At 37.2% G+C, this 19179-nt stretch carries 18 protein-coding genes; 11 read left to right on the top strand and 7 right to left on the bottom strand.

Annotated elements, in window-relative coordinates; all coding sequences use genetic code 11:
* Nucleotides 1-185 precede the first annotated feature (185 nt).
* The 6 genes from lptF to rsmA all read left to right on the top strand — a co-directional run bounded on the left by lptF (nt 186) and on the right by rsmA (nt 7725).
* On the top strand, nt 186-1376 hold the full coding sequence (gene lptF / locus ACFIK2_RS02965; protein WP_375634111.1) for an LPS export ABC transporter permease LptF: 1191 nt from the start codon (nt 186-188) through the stop codon (nt 1374-1376).
* Nucleotides 1373-2464: an LPS export ABC transporter permease LptG gene (gene lptG / locus ACFIK2_RS02960; RefSeq protein WP_375634113.1), complete on the top strand. Its 1092-nt coding sequence runs from the start codon at nt 1373-1375 to the stop codon at nt 2462-2464. Before lptF ends, lptG begins: the two co-directional genes overlap by 4 nt.
* Nucleotides 2465-4825 (top strand): LPS-assembly protein LptD, encoded by a 2361-nt coding sequence (locus tag ACFIK2_RS02955; protein ID WP_375636284.1) that lies wholly within the window; start codon nt 2465-2467, stop codon nt 4823-4825. It begins immediately after the preceding gene.
* 109 nt (nt 4826-4934) lie between these two features.
* Nucleotides 4935-5891, top strand: coding sequence for a SurA N-terminal domain-containing protein (locus ACFIK2_RS02950; RefSeq protein WP_375634117.1), 957 nt, complete (start codon nt 4935-4937; stop codon nt 5889-5891).
* Entirely contained in the window at nt 5891-6904 is a 1014-nt protein-coding gene (gene pdxA, locus ACFIK2_RS02945; protein ID WP_375676874.1) for a 4-hydroxythreonine-4-phosphate dehydrogenase PdxA, read from the top strand. Before ACFIK2_RS02950 ends, pdxA begins: the two co-directional genes overlap by 1 nt.
* Nucleotides 6895-7725, top strand: coding sequence for a 16S rRNA (adenine(1518)-N(6)/adenine(1519)-N(6))-dimethyltransferase RsmA (rsmA, locus tag ACFIK2_RS02940; protein WP_375611238.1), 831 nt, complete (start codon nt 6895-6897; stop codon nt 7723-7725). The genes pdxA and rsmA overlap by 10 nt, the downstream gene beginning before the upstream one ends.
* Nucleotides 7726-7754: 29 nt before the next feature.
* Here the strand turns inward: rsmA and gmk are convergent, their stop codons facing one another.
* From gmk to ACFIK2_RS02905, 7 genes are all read right to left on the bottom strand, one after another.
* Complete coding sequence (gmk, locus tag ACFIK2_RS02935; protein WP_375634333.1) at nt 7755-8432, bottom strand: guanylate kinase; 678 nt, start codon at nt 8430-8432, stop codon at nt 7755-7757.
* Between the two features lie 290 nt (nt 8433-8722).
* A complete protein-coding gene (gene mltG, locus ACFIK2_RS02930) occupies nt 8723-9832 on the bottom strand; it encodes an endolytic transglycosylase MltG (RefSeq protein ID WP_375654936.1) in 1110 nt (369 codons plus the stop codon).
* Nucleotides 9833-9928: 96 nt separating this feature from the next.
* Complete coding sequence (gene fabF / locus ACFIK2_RS02925; RefSeq protein WP_375636277.1) at nt 9929-11191, bottom strand: beta-ketoacyl-ACP synthase II; 1263 nt, start codon at nt 11189-11191, stop codon at nt 9929-9931.
* A gap of 101 nt (nt 11192-11292) precedes the next feature.
* Nucleotides 11293-11529: an acyl carrier protein gene (locus ACFIK2_RS02920; protein WP_004860281.1), complete on the bottom strand. Its 237-nt coding sequence runs from the start codon at nt 11527-11529 to the stop codon at nt 11293-11295.
* Between the two features lie 260 nt (nt 11530-11789).
* Nucleotides 11790-12527, bottom strand: coding sequence for a 3-oxoacyl-[acyl-carrier-protein] reductase (gene fabG, locus ACFIK2_RS02915; protein WP_375617657.1), 738 nt, complete (start codon nt 12525-12527; stop codon nt 11790-11792).
* Nucleotides 12528-12545: 18 nt separating this feature from the next.
* Nucleotides 12546-13490, bottom strand: a complete 945-nt coding sequence (gene fabD / locus ACFIK2_RS02910; protein WP_375612933.1) for an ACP S-malonyltransferase — start codon at nt 13488-13490, stop codon at nt 12546-12548.
* A 77-nt stretch (nt 13491-13567) separates the two neighbouring features.
* Nucleotides 13568-14155 carry an undecaprenyl-diphosphatase gene (locus tag ACFIK2_RS02905; RefSeq protein WP_375617656.1) on the bottom strand — a complete coding sequence of 196 codons (588 nt, stop codon included), beginning with the start codon at nt 14153-14155 and terminating at the stop codon, nt 13568-13570.
* A gap of 334 nt (nt 14156-14489) precedes the next feature.
* Here ACFIK2_RS02905 and rpsF point away from each other — a divergent pair, with 334 nt between their 5' ends.
* The 5 genes from rpsF to ACFIK2_RS02880 all read left to right on the top strand — a co-directional run bounded on the left by rpsF (nt 14490) and on the right by ACFIK2_RS02880 (nt 18982).
* Nucleotides 14490-14897, top strand: a complete 408-nt coding sequence (gene rpsF / locus ACFIK2_RS02900) for a 30S ribosomal protein S6 (RefSeq protein WP_375612935.1) — start codon at nt 14490-14492, stop codon at nt 14895-14897.
* A complete protein-coding gene (gene rpsR, locus ACFIK2_RS02895) occupies nt 14897-15145 on the top strand; it encodes a 30S ribosomal protein S18 (RefSeq protein ID WP_012754957.1) in 249 nt (82 codons plus the stop codon). The genes rpsF and rpsR overlap by 1 nt, the downstream gene beginning before the upstream one ends.
* Before the next feature lie 149 nt (nt 15146-15294).
* Nucleotides 15295-16275: a hypothetical protein gene (locus ACFIK2_RS02890; RefSeq protein WP_375636275.1), complete on the top strand. Its 981-nt coding sequence runs from the start codon at nt 15295-15297 to the stop codon at nt 16273-16275.
* 25 nt (nt 16276-16300) lie between these two features.
* The gene (gene rplI, locus ACFIK2_RS02885) at nt 16301-16897 is read left to right on the top strand and encodes a 50S ribosomal protein L9 (RefSeq protein ID WP_375636273.1); all 597 of its coding nucleotides are present in this window, start codon (nt 16301-16303) and stop codon (nt 16895-16897) included.
* A gap of 594 nt (nt 16898-17491) precedes the next feature.
* Nucleotides 17492-18982: a replicative DNA helicase gene (locus ACFIK2_RS02880; RefSeq protein WP_375617652.1), complete on the top strand. Its 1491-nt coding sequence runs from the start codon at nt 17492-17494 to the stop codon at nt 18980-18982.
* The last annotated feature ends 197 nt before the right edge of the window (nt 18983-19179 follow it).

Here is a 19179-nt window from a genome sequence, read left to right as displayed (position 1 = left end):
TTGAAAATAAAATATAATGTAATGTACGGAAAATTTAAAGAGGACCTCATAGGCAATTTTATATTATTTATTTGGTAAAAATATCCAATTCATGAAAGGATATTTTTTCAAACTTTATTACATTTTAACCGAAAGCAGTAAGAATATTTGCTATCGAATTAAAAACTGAGGATTTTCCCCAATTTATGCGTATTATTGAGTTCTACATCCTGAAACGTGTCCTTGTTTTGTTTAGTTCTGTCATGATTGCAGCAGTGGGCGTTAGTTGGACTATACAAATTCTTGCACGGATAAACTTTCTCACAACAAGTAAACAAACACTCCTCACAGTCTTACAATTTTCACTCTCATTGGTTCCTTCTGTTATTTTTCTTGTCATTCCATTTGCATTAGTGATCGCAGTTACAACCATCCTCTCAGCAATGCATCAAGACTCAGAATTTGCTGTCATCAATGCCTCTGGTTTTCCTAAAAGTACTGTTTGGAAACCTATCCTTCTTCTTGCTATTGTTGCATCCTGTATCTCCTTTTCTATAGCTAATTTTGTTGTTCCTCAAGCGCGTCTTCATATGCGACAAATGCTAGCAAGCGCTCATTTTGATCTTATTAATCTATTCATTAGTGAAGGGAGCTTTCAAAAACTCGCCAATAACCTTTACATAGAAATTGGCGAACGAAATCCAAACGGAACACTTGAACGCCTTTTCATTGCCGACCAGCGTGATCCTAAAACTGATCTTTTTTATTATGCAACAGACGCATCCATTGTGAATAATAAAAACGGCAGTTTTCTGGTTCTCAATAACGGTGAAATAGAAAGAGTCAATCATCAAAATAACAGTGTTTCAATCGTGCAATTTAGCTCATATACTTTTAGCCTAGGAGAGTTTATCCCCAGTGATAAAACACCTACTCTTTATCCAAAAGATCGGTCTCTTTCTTATTTACAAAACCCTGACCCAAAAGATCCCTACTATCAACGAAAACCACTCCAATATAAAGCTGAATTTCACCGCAGATTAACACAATGGCTCTACCCTATTGTTTTTTCACTTATTGCATTAGCAGCGGCAGGGGATGTACGCTCCCATCGACAAGCTCGTCATTCCGCAAACCTCTCGGCAATTGCCCTTTCTTTTCTGGTGTATTGGATAGGATATTTTTTCGCAGAAAAATCAAAAAGCGATCTTGCATACGTTCCTCTCCTTTATATTATACCTATAGGAACAAGTGCATTTGTCTTTTTTATGCTTTTAACGAATCATAAAATTGGGCTTCCCACAAAAGTTAATGAGATACTTCAAATCGCTTTTCAAAAAATAATGAACAAATTTGAACATCGAAAATCTCAAGATTCCTCGGATAAAATATCATGATTGGGTGGACACTTGGACGATATTTTTTTATACGTTATCTTAAAATAACTTGTTATTTCTTGGGAAGCATTTTTGTTCTTGCTCTTTTAATCGATTTCACAGAGAATTCCGGTAGGCTATCTTCCCTTCCGCATTATACAGCAAAAGATGCATTTTTCCTCTCTGTTTTACGCATCCCTTTTATCATGCAACAACTTATCCCTTTCATTGCACTCTTTTCTGCAATGGCAACGCTTATCTCGCTCAACAAAAAACTTGAACTTGTGGTGACTCGTTCAATCGGTGTTTCTGCATGGCAATTTCTTATGCCAGCTTGTTTTGGAGCTTTTCTTTTAGGATTATTTTCAATTCTTCTCATTAATCCACTTGCTGCATGGGGATTTTCTCAAGCAGAAAAAAAGATGACTGAATGGCGCAATCACAATGTACTAACACCTCTTCACAATACAAGTATCCACTGGTTAACACAACGTACAAATTTAGGCAGAACAACCATTGGTGCTAAATCTATCACCGATCAAGGACTTTCTCTTCTCGATGCAACCTTTGTACAATACAATGACAATGCAACCGTTAAAAATTGGATTAACGCCCCAAAAGCAACCTTGACTAATGGATTTTGGCAATTAACAAATGGAACAATCTATAAAATAGGGCATCCTCCTGAAAAATTTACCGTGTTGCAAATAAAAACCAATCTAAAACCTGAATTTTTAACGGAACGTTTAGTGAATCCCGCAACTATTCCATTTTACCAATTGCCAAAAAAAATTATGATTGCACGTTCATTTGGCTATTCTGCTAATAATTTTGATATGTATTTCCAATCTTTGATTGCATTACCGGCATTGCTTGTGGCAATGACCCTCATTGCAGCAACTGTATCTTTAAATTTTACACGTTTTGGGCAATCTAGAATGTTGATTCTTGGTGGCGTAATAGCTGGGTTTATGCTTTATGTTATTTCCGTACTTGTTCAAGCTTTTGGTAATGCTGGATATATTCCACCAATTATTGCAGCTTGGACACCCGTTGTTATTGCGTTATTCTTAGGAATCTCTTTTTTACTTCATAAAGAGGATGGCTAAGTGAAAGCATTAACACTTAAAAAAACTATTTTAACAAAATTAAGTGCTCTCGCTTTTAAAAGTGTTGTGGGGATTATTTTAGGAGGTGCTTTATCTTATTGTGCGCACGCTCAAAGCCTTCAATCTCCTTCTCAAAGTCGCATTCAAAATCCGGAACCTCCTCTTTTGCTCTCTGCGGATGAACTCATCTACAATCGTGATGAAAACACTGTTTCTGCAAACGGTAATGTCCAAATCGAATATGATGGCAATAAAGTTATCGCTCAAAAAATTATTTACAATCAAAAAACAGGACGGCTTATAGCACAAGGGAACGTTGAAATTACTCAAAAGGATGGTAATAAAATTTATTCCAACCAAATTGATATGACCAAAGATCTTGGCGAGGGTTTTGTAAACGCCTTACGTATTGATACAGCCAACAATGTTCACTTTTCAGCCCAAAATGCTACACGCAAACACAATCACATAACAGTCTTTGAAAATGCAACCTATACAGCCTGTGAACCTTGCTCTTATAAACCAGATCGAGACGTCCTATGGAAAATTAAAGCAAGAAAGATCATATGGAATAATAGCGTCAAAAAAATTCGGTTTGAAAATAGCAGTTTTGAAGTTTTTGGTGTACCGGTTATAAAATTTCCAAATTTTGAGATCTATGATCCAACTGTCAGGCGTGCTAGCGGTCTGCTTACTCCTCATTTTTTTTATACTGATTATCTCGGTATGGGGATAAAGAATTCTTATTTCTGGAATCTCGCCCCCCATTATGATTTTACCCTTTCTTCTACGGTTTATACCCAACAAGGGCTTTTAACCGAAGGGGAATGGCGTCAGCGTTTAAAAACGGGCCGTTATAACATTCGCTTTGCTCATATATATCAAATGAAACCGCATAGATTTGATAATGATACGATTGATGCCCAACATAAAAACCGTTATATGCTGGCGACAAAGGGGGATTCTCGTATTAACTCACACTGGGCTTATGGATGGGATATTCTTGCACAATCAGATCGGCATTTTAGTCGTGCCTATAAACTTGAAAACTATAACAATCCTACACAACTTTCTCAGATCTATTTGAATGGTCTTGCAGGAAAAAATTATTTTGATATGCGTTTTTATCATTTTAAAGTTCAAGATTCAATACTGAATGATCCTCATTATGAACGTCACTCTCGACAAGCGTGGGTCTTACCACGCATCGATTATTTTTTCACACCAGATGAACCCATTTATAATGGAGAGCTTACCTTCCATAGTAATATACAATCAGTTTATCGTCGCCATGCTGACTTCAATTCACCCGACCAGAACGGAAACCCTCTCAACACAGTAAGACTTTCTGGTATGGCTGGAAATAGTTTGCGTTTAACAAACGAGCTTCAGTGGAAAAAGCGCTTCAACACGCACAATGGACTCATTTTAACCCCTCTTCTCTCTCTACGAGCTGATATCATTACAACCAATGCAAGCAAAAATCATACAGATTCTATAGAAAACAATGCCTTATCCGCAACTCATGGTTCAGCAATTCGTGGCATGGCAACAGCAGGGTTGGAACTACGCTATCCCTTCCTCATTATAGCTGATCATTCTACACATATTATAGAACCAACTGCACAAATTTTTATACGCAATAATGAACAATATATTGGACAAATTCCTAATGAAGATGCTCAAAGCTTTGTCTTTGATGCAACCACTCTCTTTCAACGAGACAAATTTTCTGGTTATGATCGTGTAGAAGGTGGTACAAGAGCCAATATAGGTATAAGATATTCTGGAAGCCTTAATGATAATTGGTCTCTTTATGGTCTCATTGGACAATCCTTTCATCTAGCAGGAAAGAATTCTTTTGCAGAAAAGGACTTTATCAATGTCGGTACTCATTCTAGCTTAGAGGCAAAACGTTCAGACTATGTTGCAATGTTTGGTACAACCCATAAAAGTGGTTTTTCCTTAGAAACGCGTGGACGCTTTGACAAAAAAACAGGAAAAATGCGCCGTAGTGAAATCGAAGCATCACAAAAATGGCAAAATTTTTGGGCGGCTCTACAATATGCCTATATCGCAAAGCAACTAGATTATGAATATTCTCAAGAGCGCCAAGAAATTTCTTTTCAAACAGGACTTAAATTGGCAGATTATTGGTCCATTAATAGCAACGCCGGTTATGATTTAGTATCTGGTACATTTATAAAGCGAGGAATTAGCTTGAGTTATATGGACGAATGTTTCGGGTTAACATTCGGTTATCAACAGGTAACGAATCCAGGCAGGAAAGCCCCCTTGCAAAACTTTAATTTCTCTCTTTCATTGCGTACGATTGCAGATATAGGAAAAAAGATAGATTAATTTATAAAGGGAATGTATCAGTCATTTAACTTATCATTGTTTTTATGAAAGAAAGCGTGTATTTTAAGTTGTTGATGAGAATTAATAAACAATGCGAAAGCCTATTTACATGAATAAATTGAAAAAGCGTTTTCTTGCTTTATTTTATATTGCATCTTTGAGCGTAAGTAGCCTGCTAATAAATGGATTTTTGATTCCGACAGTCTTTGCGCAGACTTCTATTGTTGTTACAGTTAATGGCAACCCCATCACAAATTATGATATACAAAGACGCCTTGCTTTTCTCAGGTTACAACAAAAGCAAAGCAATTTGGTGGCACAGGCTAAAAAAGAGCTTATTGACGAAAAGCTAAAAAATATTGAAATAAAACGTCGTAATATTGAAGTAAGCAATGATGAAGTTGATAGAGCTTTTGAGAATTTTGCGACACAAAATAATATGACGATTGATCAGCTCAACCAGATTCTGATCCAAACTGAGATCACTGTGCAACACTTTAAAGATTACATCCGTGGACAAATAGGATGGGGGCGTCTTGTTAGTGCACGCTATCAAGCTGAAACAGGTATGATTAGCGAACAAGAAGCTGTACGCAGAATATTAAAAAATGGTGGTGTAAAACCTTCAACCAACGAATATACATTACAGCGAATTGTTTTTGTCATTCCTGCACATCGTCGTTCAGAAATCTTTGAAAGACGTCAAAGAGAAGCAAGTAATTTTCGCGCACATTTCCGTGGATGTGCCAATGCTCACAATCAAGCAAGAGGTATTTTAGACGTTACTATCCGCCACTTAGGAAAGTTTCTGGAGCCACAACTTCCTAATGCATGGGAACAAGCTATTCTTGAAACGCCTGCTGGAAAAATGACAAAATTACAAGAAACATCTGATGGAATCGAAGCAATTGCTGTCTGCAAAATAAAAAGAGTTTCTGATGATTATGTCGCTCGACTGATATTTTCTCTTCAAGATAGTAAAAAAAGAAGCCCGCAAAAACTTGAAGAATTAAGCGAAAAATATTTAGGAGAACTGCGGCGAGTGGCACGCATTCAAAATTCATAATGGCTGCTCTTATTGTTAGCGGTGGTGATCCTGCCGGAATTGGTCCTGAAATAGTACTAAAAGCGTGGAATTTGCGTGTTACGCGCCAAATTCCACGTTTTGTACTTCTTGCTGATCCAGATGTTATTCGTTCGCGCGCTCGTTTTTTAAAGATTGATGTTGAGGTGCAATCTGTTTTAATCAATAATCCTGCAAAAAATTTTCAAAACGCTCTTCCTATCATACCGTTAAAAAACAAACAAAGTGATCAATTAGGTATACCTTCATCGAATAATGCCGCTGGAATTATTGAAGCAATTAAACGCTGTGTTCAATTGATTCAAAATGGCCATGCATGTGCACTTATCACTTGTCCTATTGCAAAAAAGAGTCTTTATGATGCCGGTTTTCAATTTCCAGGTCATACAGAATTTTTAGCCGATTTAGCCCATAAAGCTTTTCATAAATGTTATCATCCAGTTATGATGTTAGCAGGACCCCGATTAAAAACAGTACCAATAACTGTTCATATTCCATTTAAAAATGTTCCTTCACAGCTTACCCGTGATTTAATTATTCAAACGGTACTTATTACTGAATATGACTTAAAAACAAGGTTTAAAATAACGTCACCCCGACTAGCTGTTGCTGGTCTTAATCCTCATGCTGGAGAAGGAGGTGCAATGGGAAAAGAAGATATTGAAGTTATCACTCCTGCTATTGAATATCTTAAAAAGAAAGGACTCAATATTGCAGGCCCACTGCCTGCCGACACAATGTTCCATGAATGCGCAAGAAAAGCATATGACGTTGCCATTTGTATGTATCATGATCAAGCCCTTATCCCTGTTAAGACATTAGACTTTGATAGCACTGTTAATGTCACGTTAGGTCTACCTTTTATTCGCACGTCTCCAGATCACGGAACTGCTTTTGACATTGCTGATAAAGGGATAGCCTCTCCCGAAAGCTTTATTGCTGCTCTTAAACTTGCAAATCAACTTGCAAAAAATAGTTTAAACCCATGCCAATAGATAATCTCCCTCCTCTGCGTGAGGTCATTGATATATATGGATTACAAGCGCATAAATCTTTGGGGCAGAATTTTCTTTTTGATCTTAATTTAACATCTAAAATTGCTCATCAAGCAGGCAATATAGAAGGAAAACCTGTTCTTGAAATTGGTCCAGGTCCTGGAGGTCTCACACGTGCCTTGCTAGCAAAGGGTGCCATTGTAACAGCAATAGAACGCGATGAGCGCTGCATACCGGCTCTCTTAGAAATAGAAAAACACTATCCTAAAAAATTAAAAGTTATTTGTAATGATGCACTGAAGCAAGATTTCTCAAAACTCTTTGAAACAAGCCCTGTAAAACCGCGCATTATTGCAAATCTTCCCTATAATATTGGGACACAACTCTTATTAAATTGGCTTTTGACTGAACCATGGCCTCCTTTTTATGAATCAATGACATTGATGTTTCAACGTGAAGTTGCCAAACGGATTACAGCTAAACCTCAATCTACTCATTATGGACGTCTTAGTGTCTTAACTGGCTGGCGTACCACTGCTAAAATTGCTTTTGATGTCCCCCCTCAAGCCTTCATACCAATACCTAAAGTAACGTCTTCCGTTGTTCATATTATTCCGCGAATACAACCTCTTTCCTGCTCTGCACAAAAACTAAGCCTCGTCACAAAAACCGCCTTTGGGCAAAGACGAAAAATGCTTCGTCAAAATCTCAAAATACTTGGAGGTGAAGAGCTATTAGAAAAAGCTGGAATTGATGGAACGCGCCGTGCTGAAACGCTCTCGATTTCTGAATTTGTAACTTTAGCGCATCTAGTGCTCTAAAAAATGCACTTTGTGTTATAAAACCTTTTTTAATCACAACATTTATCGATTTTTTCAGCAATAAGCCCATCAACAAAAGAGCCAAGATAAGAACAACGCTCACGTTTTACGGTTTCAGCTAAATAAATTGATTTAATAAAAGATAAAGACTGATCTAAATCTTCGTTAATCACAACATAATCATAAGAACGCCAATGCTTTAACTCCGTTCGTGCATTTTCTAATCGCAAATTGATGATATCTTGACTATCTTCTGCTCGACGATGTAAACGCGAAACAAGCTCTTTCATTGATGGTGGAAGGATAAAAACAGATACAGTATCTCCTAGCATCTTTTTTTGTAGCTGCTCGGTACCTTGATAATCAATATCAAATAACATATCATGGCCAGCATTCAATGCGTTTTCAACAGTTTCACGTAAAGTGCCGTAATAATTTCCGTGAACTTCTGCCCATTCAATAAATTCATTTCTATCACGCTTATATTCAAACTCTTCCTTTGAAATAAAGTTATAATGCAGCCCATCTACTTCACTAGGACGCCTTTTCCTTGTGGTCATACTTACGGAAAGCTCTAATTGTCCCTCTTTTAGAAGTAATCGAGAAATTGTTGATTTTCCAGCACCTGAAGGCGAAGAGAGAATAAATAAAAAACCGCGGCGTTTATTCATTTTTATAGTACTCAATTTACTTTCAAAGACTGTCATTACATCACTCTACTTTGTTCATAAATGTTTCTCCAAAATTTGAATTATACATTATCTCAACCTATCCCCTAATCAATGTGTTTTCTTAGAAATTCTCAATGTTATTCTGCTCTTTTTTGAGATAAGGTATTAGCAGTATATTCACTTCTTTCTTAAATATTTTTATCCATACGCTAATCCCACTTGTGACAGACAAGAAAATAATTTTTTATCATTCTCATAAAAAGTTTAAATAGAAAAATTTTACTATATTTGAGATTTTCATTTACGATGGTGTTATCACTATAAATTCAATGTCTTGCCTTTAATTCTCGCCACTTGCGAACATTCATATTATGTTCTTCTAAAGTTCGAGAAAAAACATGCCCTCCTGAACCATCAGCAACAAAATAAAGTGCATCACTGCTTGGTGGATGTGCCACCGCTTTCAAAGAATCTCGACCTGGATTTGCAATAGCCGTTGGGGGCAAACCATTAATTTTATAAGTATTATATGGTGTTTCCTTCTCAAGATCTGAACGATAAATCGCACGACCGGATGGTTTTCCTTTTCCTCCGAAGAGACCATAAATCACTGTTGGATCCGATTGAAGACGCATATGCTTTGTAAGGCGGTTATAAAATACCGCAGCAACCATTGGTCTTTCTGCTGCAATTCCCGTTTCTTTCTCAACAATTGAGGCTAATATAACAAATTCATCAATTGATTTAATAGGTAAATCAGGTGAACGCGTAGCCCATATATCATGAATTAATTTTGTCTGTCCTTCACGCAATCTATTTACAATCTCTTTACGCGTTGTCCCCCGAATAAAATGAACTGTATCCGTCATTAAACAGCCTTCTGGAGGCAAAATTTTTGGAAGGTCTCCAATCAAAATTTCATTCGCAGCTAATCGATCGAAAACTTGCTGAACCGTTAAACCTTCAGGTACTGTAAATGTATATTCTATAGATTTTCCTTTCACAAGAATATCCATAATATCCTGCATCGAAGCATGAGCTGGAATTAAATATTCACCAGCCTTCAGATGCGTTGTTTTTTGGTGATAACCAACCCCATAAACAAAAATATCTGATGATCGAATGAAACCACGTTTTTCTAGCAATGAAGCAATTTCACGAATTCCGGTACCAGGATGGATAAGAACAATTTGTTCTTCCTCAATTTTTCCCTTTTCTTCAAAAATACTTTTTCCAATATAAAGAGGAATACTTATGGCAAAAAGAATAATCACAATCAGCATAAGAAAAAAATGACCGAGAATGACCAACGGATTACGGACGATAGATGATTTCTTTCGTTTTTTATGTATTAACATGTCATAACTATCTGCTAAATGATTCGAAGAGGAATCACTTACGTCCTTTAATGATTTTCCATTTTTCACATCGGACATAACCCCTCAATAGCGATTAAGGATAATATTATAATTTCTCATTCACCTTATAATAAAGTAGAAAACTCAAAAGCAGAAATTAAATAAAAATACTTATTATCCCCTAAAACGTCGCATCACCAACGATGCATTTGTCCCACCAAATCCAAAAGAATTAGAAAGAATTGTATCAATCTTTCGTTCACGCGGTTTGTGTGGTACAAGATCGATTTTTGTTTCAATCGATGGATTGTCAAGATTAAGTGTCGCTGGGGCTATATTATCCCGTATAGCTAAAATAGAAAAAATAGCCTCAGCAGCACCGGCTGCACCAAGTAAATGCCCGATAGATGATTTCGTTGATGACATAGAAACTTGTGGTGCATAACTCCCTAAAACACGCTCAACAGCCGCTAGCTCTATGGAATCAGCCATCGTAGATGTACCATGAGCATTAATATAATCAAGTTCACTCACATTCACTTGTGCACGCTTAAGAGCAGCTATCATACTACGCTGAGCCCCTTCACCACTTTCTGAAGGTGCTGTAATGTGGTAAGCGTCACCAGATAAACCATAGCCAATAACCTCAGCATAAATACGTGCTCCTCGTTTTTTGGCATGTTCCAGCTCTTCTAAAACAACAACAGCTGCTCCTTCCCCCATCACAAAACCATCACGATCAGTATCATAAGGACGTGACGCCCGTTCAGGATCATCATTGCGACAAGTAGAAAGAGCTCTACAAGCTGCAAAACCTGCAAGAGATATCCGATTTATCGGAGATTCAGTCCCCCCTGCCACCATGACATCTGCATCACCAAACATAATCAAACGTGCCGCATCACCAATCGCATGCGCCCCTGTTGAACAAGCTGTTACAACAGAATGATTAGGCCCCCGTAAACCATATTGAATAGACACATAACCAGAAGCAAGATTAATCAAACGACCTGGAATAAAAAAGGGAGAAACACGACGTGGGCCCTTATCACGAAGCGTATAACCAGCTTCAACAATACCTTCAACTCCCCCAATTCCCGAACCAATTAACACACCTGTACAAATCTGATCTTCATCACTCTTAGGAAACCATTCGGCATCTGCAAGCGCTTGGTTAGCAGCAGCCATTGCATAAACAATAAATGCATCAACTTTACGTTGCTCCTTAGGTTCCATATACAAATCAGCATTATAGGTCCCCTCTGTTCCATCCCCTAAGGGGATACGCGCAGCAATCTGGCATGGCAAATCTGACACATCAAACTCAGTGATACGTCGGACACCACTTCTTCCTTCAAGAAGTCGTTTCCAACTACATTCAATATTACCAGCTAATGGAGATACCAATCCTAAACCAGTAACAACAACACGTTTCATAACTTCTAACCTTGAACTAAACTTCACCTCTCAAAGCTCTCTTTTCAAAAGAGCTCCGAAGAATATAGGCAAAAGCAATTTATGCCTTTGCCCTTTAGTAATCACGCAGAAGCTTTATCAATGAACTTGACTGCATCGCCAACTGTAAAAATCGTTTCAGCAGCTTCATCTGGAATTTCTACCCCAAACTCTTCTTCAAAAGCCATAACGAGTTCAACCGTATCAAGGCTATCAGCCCCTAGATCATCGATAAAGCTTGCATTTTCTACAACTTTATCAGCATTAACCCCAAGATGTTCCACGATAATTTTTTTAACGCGCTCTACTGTATCACTCATGTTGAAATCCTCGAATTTATATTTCCTATAATTTGGTTAACTATATCGGTTCATCTAATCAAGCAATAGATGCATTACTTTAAAAGATTTTAGTAATGATTTAAAACATCCTGTGGATATCCCCTACAAAATGAACCAATCTGACATTCCGACATCAATTGATTAACGACCATATTAAAGAAATAGATGCATCTATCCATTTCAATCGTTACTATCTAAAATAATACAACTCATAAATCAATGTGGAATAAAATAAATACTCATATCATTGCCATTCCACCATTGATATGGAGTGTTTGACCTGTCGTATAGGCTGCTTCATCGCTTGCTAAATAAACAGCAGCAGTAGCTATTTCTTGCCCACTTCCCATACGCTTCATTGGAATTGCAGCCATAATGGCTTCTTTTTGCTTTTCATTAAGCTTGTCTGTCATTGCAGATTTAATAAATCCTGGAGCAATACAATTGACAGTGATATTTCGCGAAGCAATTTCTTGTGCCAATGCTTTAGAAAAACCTATCAAGCCTGCTTTTGCAGCACAATAATTCGTTTGTCCAGGATTTCCCACTACACCAACAACAGATGTAATGTTAATAATTCTTCCATAACGGCGGCGCATCATAGAATGTATTAATTCACGCGTCAAAAGAGAAGCAGCTGTTAGGTTAACTTCTAAAACATCATCCCAGTCTTTATCTTGCATACGCACAAAAAGACCATCCCTAGTGATTCCTGCATTGTTAACCAAAATATCGACGCCATCCATTTTTCTCTCTGCAACTTCAGCCAATTGTTTAATCGATTGGCGTTCAGAAAGATTAGCGGGAAATACAAAAACATTCTGCCCTAATTCTGCCGCCACTTCTCTGAGCTTTTCTTCACGTGTTCCATGAAGTCCAACAATGGCTCCTTGTGCATGAAAGCAGCGTGCAATTGCCTCACCAATTCCTCCCGAAGCCCCCGTTACAAGAGCTTTACGTCCTGTTAATCTAAACATCTTTTAACTCCTTATAGATTAAACGCCAAGCATACCTAGCGCTGATTCTATTTCATCAACTGTTCCAATGGTTACCCCCTTTATATCTTTGTTAATACGACGCGTTAAACCTGTTAAAACTTTTCCAGAACCAACTTCAAAAAGCGTATCAACTCCATTAGCAGCGATCCATTCTATTGTTTCACGCCATCGCACCCTCCCAGTCACTTGTTGGACAAGAAGAGTAGTAATACGCTCTGGATTGCTCTCAGGTGCAACAGAAACATTGGCAATCAAAGGAACAATAGGGGACATTTTGTTAACAGTCAAAAGTGCTTTCTTCATGGCATCAGCAGCAGGTTGCATTAAAGATGAATGAAAAGGTGCAGAAACAGGAAGAAGAAGTGCACGTTTTGCACCTTTTGTTGATGCAATCTCTACCGCTGCCTCAACTGCTTTTGCTTTACCGGAAATAACAATTTGCCCACCACCATTATCATTAGCAATCTGACATAGTCCTTCTCCAGAAACAGTTTCACAAATTTCTTCCACAATGTGCTCTTCTAAACCAATTAATGCAGCCATAGAACCTTCACCAACCGCGACAGCAGCCTGCATAGCATTGCCACGAATACGCAAAAGTCTTGCTGTATCTGTGAGAGTAAATGTACCAGCAGCACAAAGAGCCGAATATTCGCCTAAAGAATGACCAGCAACAAACCTTACCTTTTCTTCTATACGAAGCCCTAATTGTTTCATCACACGAATGACAGCCATAGATACAGCCATTAATGCCGGTTGTGCATTTGCTGTTAACGTTAAAACATCTGCTGGTCCTTCAAAAATGATCTTTGATAATTTCTCACCCAAAGCATCATCAACTTCCTCGAAAACCATCCTTGCGACAATAAATTGCTCTGCAAGCGCTTTCCCCATACCAACAAGTTGACTCCCCTGCCCTGGAAAAATAAAAGCTGCACCCATTTATCAACTCCTAAAACTGTACAATTAAATTATTTTCTTTTGACCTTATTCATCCGCACAAATCAATATAAAGCCCTTTATTTAAAACGAATACCACACTTAAAATTATATTTTAAGGGCGGAATTTGATATAAAAACTTAGGAAAATAGGGTGCTATAAACTGAATAACACCCAAACTTATGAGACTTCCTAAAAGTGCACCTGCTAAAATATCAAAGGGATAATGTACACCCACAAAGATGCGCGCCCAACAGATCAAACACAAAAATACGGTGGCAAATTTAAAAGTAACTTTGTATCGGTAAAAATAAAAGTTAGCTGCATAAGATGCAATGGTCAAGGCATGATTACTAGGAAAAGAAGCTGTTGCACGATGTTGAATAAGCGGTGTCGTCAGCCCTACCACGAATGGGCGAGGATGAAAATAAAAAAGAGAAATGAGATAACCTATGAAAAGAGATGCACAAATACTCATGCAAATGCTTAGCACAACACACCGTTCCCTCTCCCCACTACAAAACCACAACGCACAAAGATGGAGAGGAATAATATAAATTAAAAACTTTGCACAAAAAATACTAAACAAAACTATAATCGACCAAGCTTGATGATTGCCGACAAACATTTCAAAGAGTGTAACATCAATCTGGTTTAAAAAGTCCATTTTTCCCTCCTTTGCCTTTATATTACAGTATTATCTTTTTGTAGAAGAAGGAAATATATCAAGATTTAACAAATCAATTTTTTATGTGCATAAACTTGCTATTTTAAAAGATAACCTGTAGATATGAAATATTCGTTGCCGGCACTTTAGCTGGAGGTTGAACGGAGGGCTGTAAAATATCAGTAGGAAATACAATGTTTCCGGCCTCCCGTGTCTCCGCTCTGAGATGTCTCGAATTGTAAACGCGTCCTTTCTTCTTTGGATTTCCAAAAAAGACAAGTCGCAGAGGCTTTGCGCTAAAACCGGTGAAATTTAATTGAAGAAAGGCAAAACAATGGCTCTTTATGAACATATGTTCCTTGCCCGACAAGACATTGCTCCGCAGCAAGTTGATGAACTTTTGAGTCTCTACAAAGGTGTCATTGAAGCGCATGGTGGAAAAGTTGGGCGTATAGAAAATTGGGGACTTCGTCCTCTTGCTTACCGTATTCGTAAAAACCGTAAAGCTTATTATGTCTTAGTCAATATTGATGCACCAGCTTCAGCAATTGCTGAAGTGGAGCGTCAGATGCGCATCAATGAAGATATTTTGCGTTATATGACCATTCGCGTAGAAAAACACGAAAAAGAAAAATCTGCTATGCTCTCACACCTTGATCGCAATAGTCACATTGGACATGATGAAGAGCGTCCTCGTTTTCCACGTCGTCAACGTGAAAATACTATAGAAGGGGTAGAATGATGACTGATACTAATCAAAACTCTGCACGTCGCCCCTTTCATCGTCGTCGAAAAACATGTCCTTTTTCAGGGACCAATGCTCCCAAAATTGATTATAAAGACATCAAGTTGTTACAACGTTATATTTCCGAACGTGGGAAAATTGTTCCTTCACGGATTACTGCTGTTAGTCAGAAAAAACAGCGTGAATTAGCTAATGCTATCAAACGTGCTCGCTTTTTAGGCTTACTTCCGTACGTTATAAAGTAAGCGATCAATATGCTATGCAACTGGAGAGTTTCTCCAGTTGCTTTTCTTATATGGTTAAAAAATAGCTTGTTGTATCCTATGTTAAGCTATTAAATGTCAAAGTTGGGGTATTGACACGCCTCTAACTGCAGAAAGCAGGACAGCAATAAATGAAAAAAAATCGTACTTATGAGATATTAACCGGTATTTTAGCAGGATTATTTGCTGTTGTGATAGGACTGGCAATCATCAGTGTTGCAAATATCGTGCCCTTTTTTTCTCTTCTTCTTGGCTGCTTTCTTTCATTACCAATTTTTATTGTTGCGTTCGGTCAAGGAACATTAGCCAGTCTCATCGCCCTCATAAGTGCTACTGTTGTTCTTATCATAACCACTAATACCTATATTGCTCTTGGCTTTATGTTCTTATTTTTCCTTCCTGCTGTCTATGCTTCTTGGCTTCTTGGGCTTGCACGACCAGCGCAAAAAGAAAATGAACTGATATGGTATCCATTATCATCGGTTATTTTTCATTTAACTAATTTTATCGCTCTTATAGCAACTTTCATTGGGCTCTATGTTCAAACACGTCCTTCCACACCCATCGTTGCAAAAAAAATCACCGAAAACATAGCACAAACTCTGCAACAAACACAGTCAATAAAAGAAGCCTATATACGCGCTTTTAGTGAGCTTTTAATGACGCATACAGCAACTTTTACTGCTTTTTCTTTGACTATTTATAGTTTGGTTTTTCTCATTGGTAACCTTTACTTTTCCATTATAGCAGCACAACATATGAAATGGCTGAAAAGACCCCGTGATGATTGGAGCCAAACTCTCCGCCTTCCAATTTCTGGAATTATTATTTTCATTATTGTTTGCATAACATCGATGGTTGAGCTGAGCGCTTCTCTTAACTTGAGTACCCTTGTCTTTAGTACTGCATACATTGTCATCATATTAATTAGCGGTCTAGCATATCTTCACAATATTACAAAAGGGGTAAACGGTCGAATTATTATACTTTCTCTTGTTTATATTGCTATTTTTACAGTCGTTTTTGCTCCACCTATTGTTTTCATGGTACTTTTGATGGGAATTTGGGCTGCTATTCAATACAATTTTCAATCACGCAAAAAACTCCACTAAATTTATTTGTTCGAAAGGAAAAACTATGGATATTATTTTACTTGAGCGCATTCCTCGTCTTGGTCAGATGGGTGATATTGTCTCAGTTAAAGATGGTTATGCGCGTAATTTTCTCTTGCCTCAAGGTAAAGCTTTACGGGCAAATGAAGCTAATAAAAAACATTTTGAGGTACAACGTGCACAACTTGAAGCACGTAATCTTGAACGCAAAAGCGAAGCGCAAAAAATTGCTGAAAAACTTGATGGACAATCATTCATTGTTGTTCGTTCTGCTGGTGAAACGGGACAACTTTATGGTTCTGTGTCAACACGTGATATTGCTGAAATCATAACAGATGAAGGCTTTTCTATTGGAAGAAATCAAATCGAACTTAATCATCCAATAAAAATGATCGGTCTTCACACTATCACTCTTAGTTTACATCCAGAGGTTCAAATTTCTGTGATTATTAACGTTGCGCGTTCTACCAGTGAAGCACAACGCCAAGCAGAAGGTGAAACTCTCACTTCGGCTAAAGAAATATATAATATTCCAGAAGAATTATTAGAAGAAAGTCAGGAAGAATTATTGGCAGAAGAAATTAATGACAACGATATAAACAGTTCTCATCAAGAAGCTTAATTGCTATTTTTTCTTTCTGTTTTATATTTTTTATTCCATTATAAATATCGCTCATAAAATACTCACACTTTAAAAGTGAGTATTTTATGGCTATCGTACATAAAGAACCTAATTTTTATGAAAGAATTAGAAATATACTATTTAAAGGCATTACATGCCGAGAATGATAATATCACTAAGAGGAAATGTCTTTTGTTTTCCAGCATATAAAGCAAAAATAATTTAAAGTTCTACCCTTAAGGCTAAAGTTTGTATGAGCGTTAAGTTGATTATATCCTCACATGATCTGAAATAATTTCAGTTATAAAAAAATAATTCTACTTACACAGATATTGGAATTTTAAGGTTAAGTAACTTAAAAATACTTAAATTTAGAGTAGCAAAACTTCCACTTTAAAATCACATATTATAAAATAAAATAGATAGACGTTATATAAATAATACACAAATGATAAATGAGGAACGAAAAGAGAGTTTCAAAAAATTATATAATTTTAACTTAAAATGAAGATTTGTCGCTCTATTCTTTTAATTATACGATTTTCAATTTATCGCCTAAAGTAGCTAGACTTAGAATTTTAGTGGAAAAATATTATGGAAGAAACTAACGTTGTTAATGTCAGCTCTTCAAAGAAAGAGGATTCTCCTTCTTTTCGGCAACTTCCGCATAATATTGAAGCTGAACAGGCATTGCTTGGTGCCATCTTTATAAACAATGATTCTCTTGACCGCGTTTCAGATTTTCTAAAACCAGAACATTTTTTTGAACCATTGCATCAAAAAATTTATCATGTTTTATCTCATCTTATTAAAACAGGAAAACGTGTAGATCCAGTTACAATCAAGCCCTATATCCAAATGGAAGAAAAAATTGGAGATATTACTGTATACCAATATGTTGTTCGCTTAGCCACAGAGGCAGTCACTATTATTAACGCTGAAGATTATGGACGCGTCATTTACGATCTTTTTATCCGACGGTCTTTGATTAACCTTGGAACTCAAGTTGTCAATACAGCCTTTGATGCTCCTGTAGAACTCACGCCTACCCAACAAATTGAAACTGTTGAAAATCAGTTATTTGAGCTAGCAGAAAAAGGGAAATATGGAGGTGGATTTGAAAATTTTAATGAGGCTATTAAAAAAGCTATCGATATGGCAAGTGCTGCGAAAAAGCGCTCTTCACAATTATCAGGGATAGCCACCCATATTAAAACACTTGATGAAAAAATGGGAGGATTACAAGCATCTGACTTAATTATCCTTGCGGGCCGCCCTGGTATGGGTAAAACTTCACTGGCTACCAATATTGCCTTTAATATTGCTAATGCTTATAATCGTAATGCCAATATCCAAGAAAATGAAGGCGGCATTGTAGGATTCTTCTCACTTGAGATGTCATCCGAACAGCTTGCAACCCGTATTATTTCTGAACAAACAGAAGTCTCTTCTTCTGATATTCGGCGTGGTAATATTTCAGATGAACAATTTTCAAAAATTATTCGTGCGGTGAACCAACTACAAAAGGCACCCCTTTATATTGATCAAACTGGTGGAATATCAATTACGCAATTAGCTGCTCGTGCGCGGCGTCTCAAGCGGCAACATGGTTTAGATATCTTGTTTATTGACTATATCCAACTCATGACAAGCAGTTCAAAGCGTTCATCAGAAAATCGTGTTCAAGAGATCACAGAAATTACCACAGGATTAAAAGCATTAGCGAAAGAATTGAATATTCCTATTATCGCTCTCTCTCAACTTTCACGTCAAGTAGAAAATAGAACAGATAAACGTCCACAGCTCTCAGATTTACGTGAATCTGGTTCAATTGAGCAAGATGCCGACATCGTTCTGTTTGTCTATCGCGAAGAATATTATCTCAAAAATGAAGAACCAAAACTAAACACTTTGGAACATCAAAAATGGCTAGAAATAATGGACAAAGCTTTTGGAAAAGCTGATGTTATTATTGCAAAACAGCGCCATGGTCCGACAGGAATCGTTCCCCTTGCCTTTCAATCTGACTTCACACGCTTTAGTGATCTGGCCGATAGTAATTATCTTCCAGAGCAAATTGGTTAAATCAACATGACGCGCAATCGTATTCAATTTATCTGTCAAAATTGTGAAACCATTCTTCTCATTAAAAAATGTAGTTCTTATCAAGAATGAAATTTCTTACAAAGAATCATTTTTCAATGATTCTAGCCGCCGTTATTTGCTATTTAATAACATTCTTCTTGCATGAAATGATAACACATCTCTTAATGTTGTAAGTG

The sequence above is a fragment of the Bartonella sp. AP88XZML genome, assembly GCF_042195565.1.
Classification (GTDB): Bacteria; Pseudomonadota; Alphaproteobacteria; order Rhizobiales; family Rhizobiaceae; genus Bartonella.
Note: the sequence above shows the minus strand (reverse complement) of the source record. Positions and strands in the feature narration are given on the sequence as shown.

Coding starts and splice junctions, on each gene's coding strand:
- lptF (WP_375634111.1), top strand. CDS start 186: ATGCGTATTATTGAGTTCTACATCCTGAAACGTGTCCTTGTTTTGTTT.
- lptG (WP_375634113.1), top strand. CDS start 1,373: ATGATTGGGTGGACACTTGGACGATATTTTTTTATACGTTATCTTAAA.
- ACFIK2_RS02950 (WP_375634117.1), top strand. CDS start 4,935: ATGAATAAATTGAAAAAGCGTTTTCTTGCTTTATTTTATATTGCATCT.
- pdxA (WP_375676874.1), top strand. CDS start 5,891: ATGGCTGCTCTTATTGTTAGCGGTGGTGATCCTGCCGGAATTGGTCCT.
- rsmA (WP_375611238.1), top strand. CDS start 6,895: ATGCCAATAGATAATCTCCCTCCTCTGCGTGAGGTCATTGATATATAT.
- gmk (WP_375634333.1), bottom strand. CDS start 8,432: ATGACAGTCTTTGAAAGTAAATTGAGTACTATAAAAATGAATAAACGC.
- mltG (WP_375654936.1), bottom strand. CDS start 9,832: ATGTCCGATGTGAAAAATGGAAAATCATTAAAGGACGTAAGTGATTCC.
- fabF (WP_375636277.1), bottom strand. CDS start 11,191: ATGAAACGTGTTGTTGTTACTGGTTTAGGATTGGTATCTCCATTAGCT.
- ACFIK2_RS02920 (WP_004860281.1), bottom strand. CDS start 11,529: ATGAGTGATACAGTAGAGCGCGTTAAAAAAATTATCGTGGAACATCTT.
- fabG (WP_375617657.1), bottom strand. CDS start 12,527: ATGTTTAGATTAACAGGACGTAAAGCTCTTGTAACGGGGGCTTCGGGA.
- fabD (WP_375612933.1), bottom strand. CDS start 13,490: ATGGGTGCAGCTTTTATTTTTCCAGGGCAGGGGAGTCAACTTGTTGGT.
- ACFIK2_RS02905 (WP_375617656.1), bottom strand. CDS start 14,155: ATGGACTTTTTAAACCAGATTGATGTTACACTCTTTGAAATGTTTGTC.
- rpsF (WP_375612935.1), top strand. CDS start 14,490: ATGGCTCTTTATGAACATATGTTCCTTGCCCGACAAGACATTGCTCCG.
- rpsR (WP_012754957.1), top strand. CDS start 14,897: ATGACTGATACTAATCAAAACTCTGCACGTCGCCCCTTTCATCGTCGT.
- ACFIK2_RS02890 (WP_375636275.1), top strand. CDS start 15,295: ATGAAAAAAAATCGTACTTATGAGATATTAACCGGTATTTTAGCAGGA.
- rplI (WP_375636273.1), top strand. CDS start 16,301: ATGGATATTATTTTACTTGAGCGCATTCCTCGTCTTGGTCAGATGGGT.
- ACFIK2_RS02880 (WP_375617652.1), top strand. CDS start 17,492: ATGGAAGAAACTAACGTTGTTAATGTCAGCTCTTCAAAGAAAGAGGAT.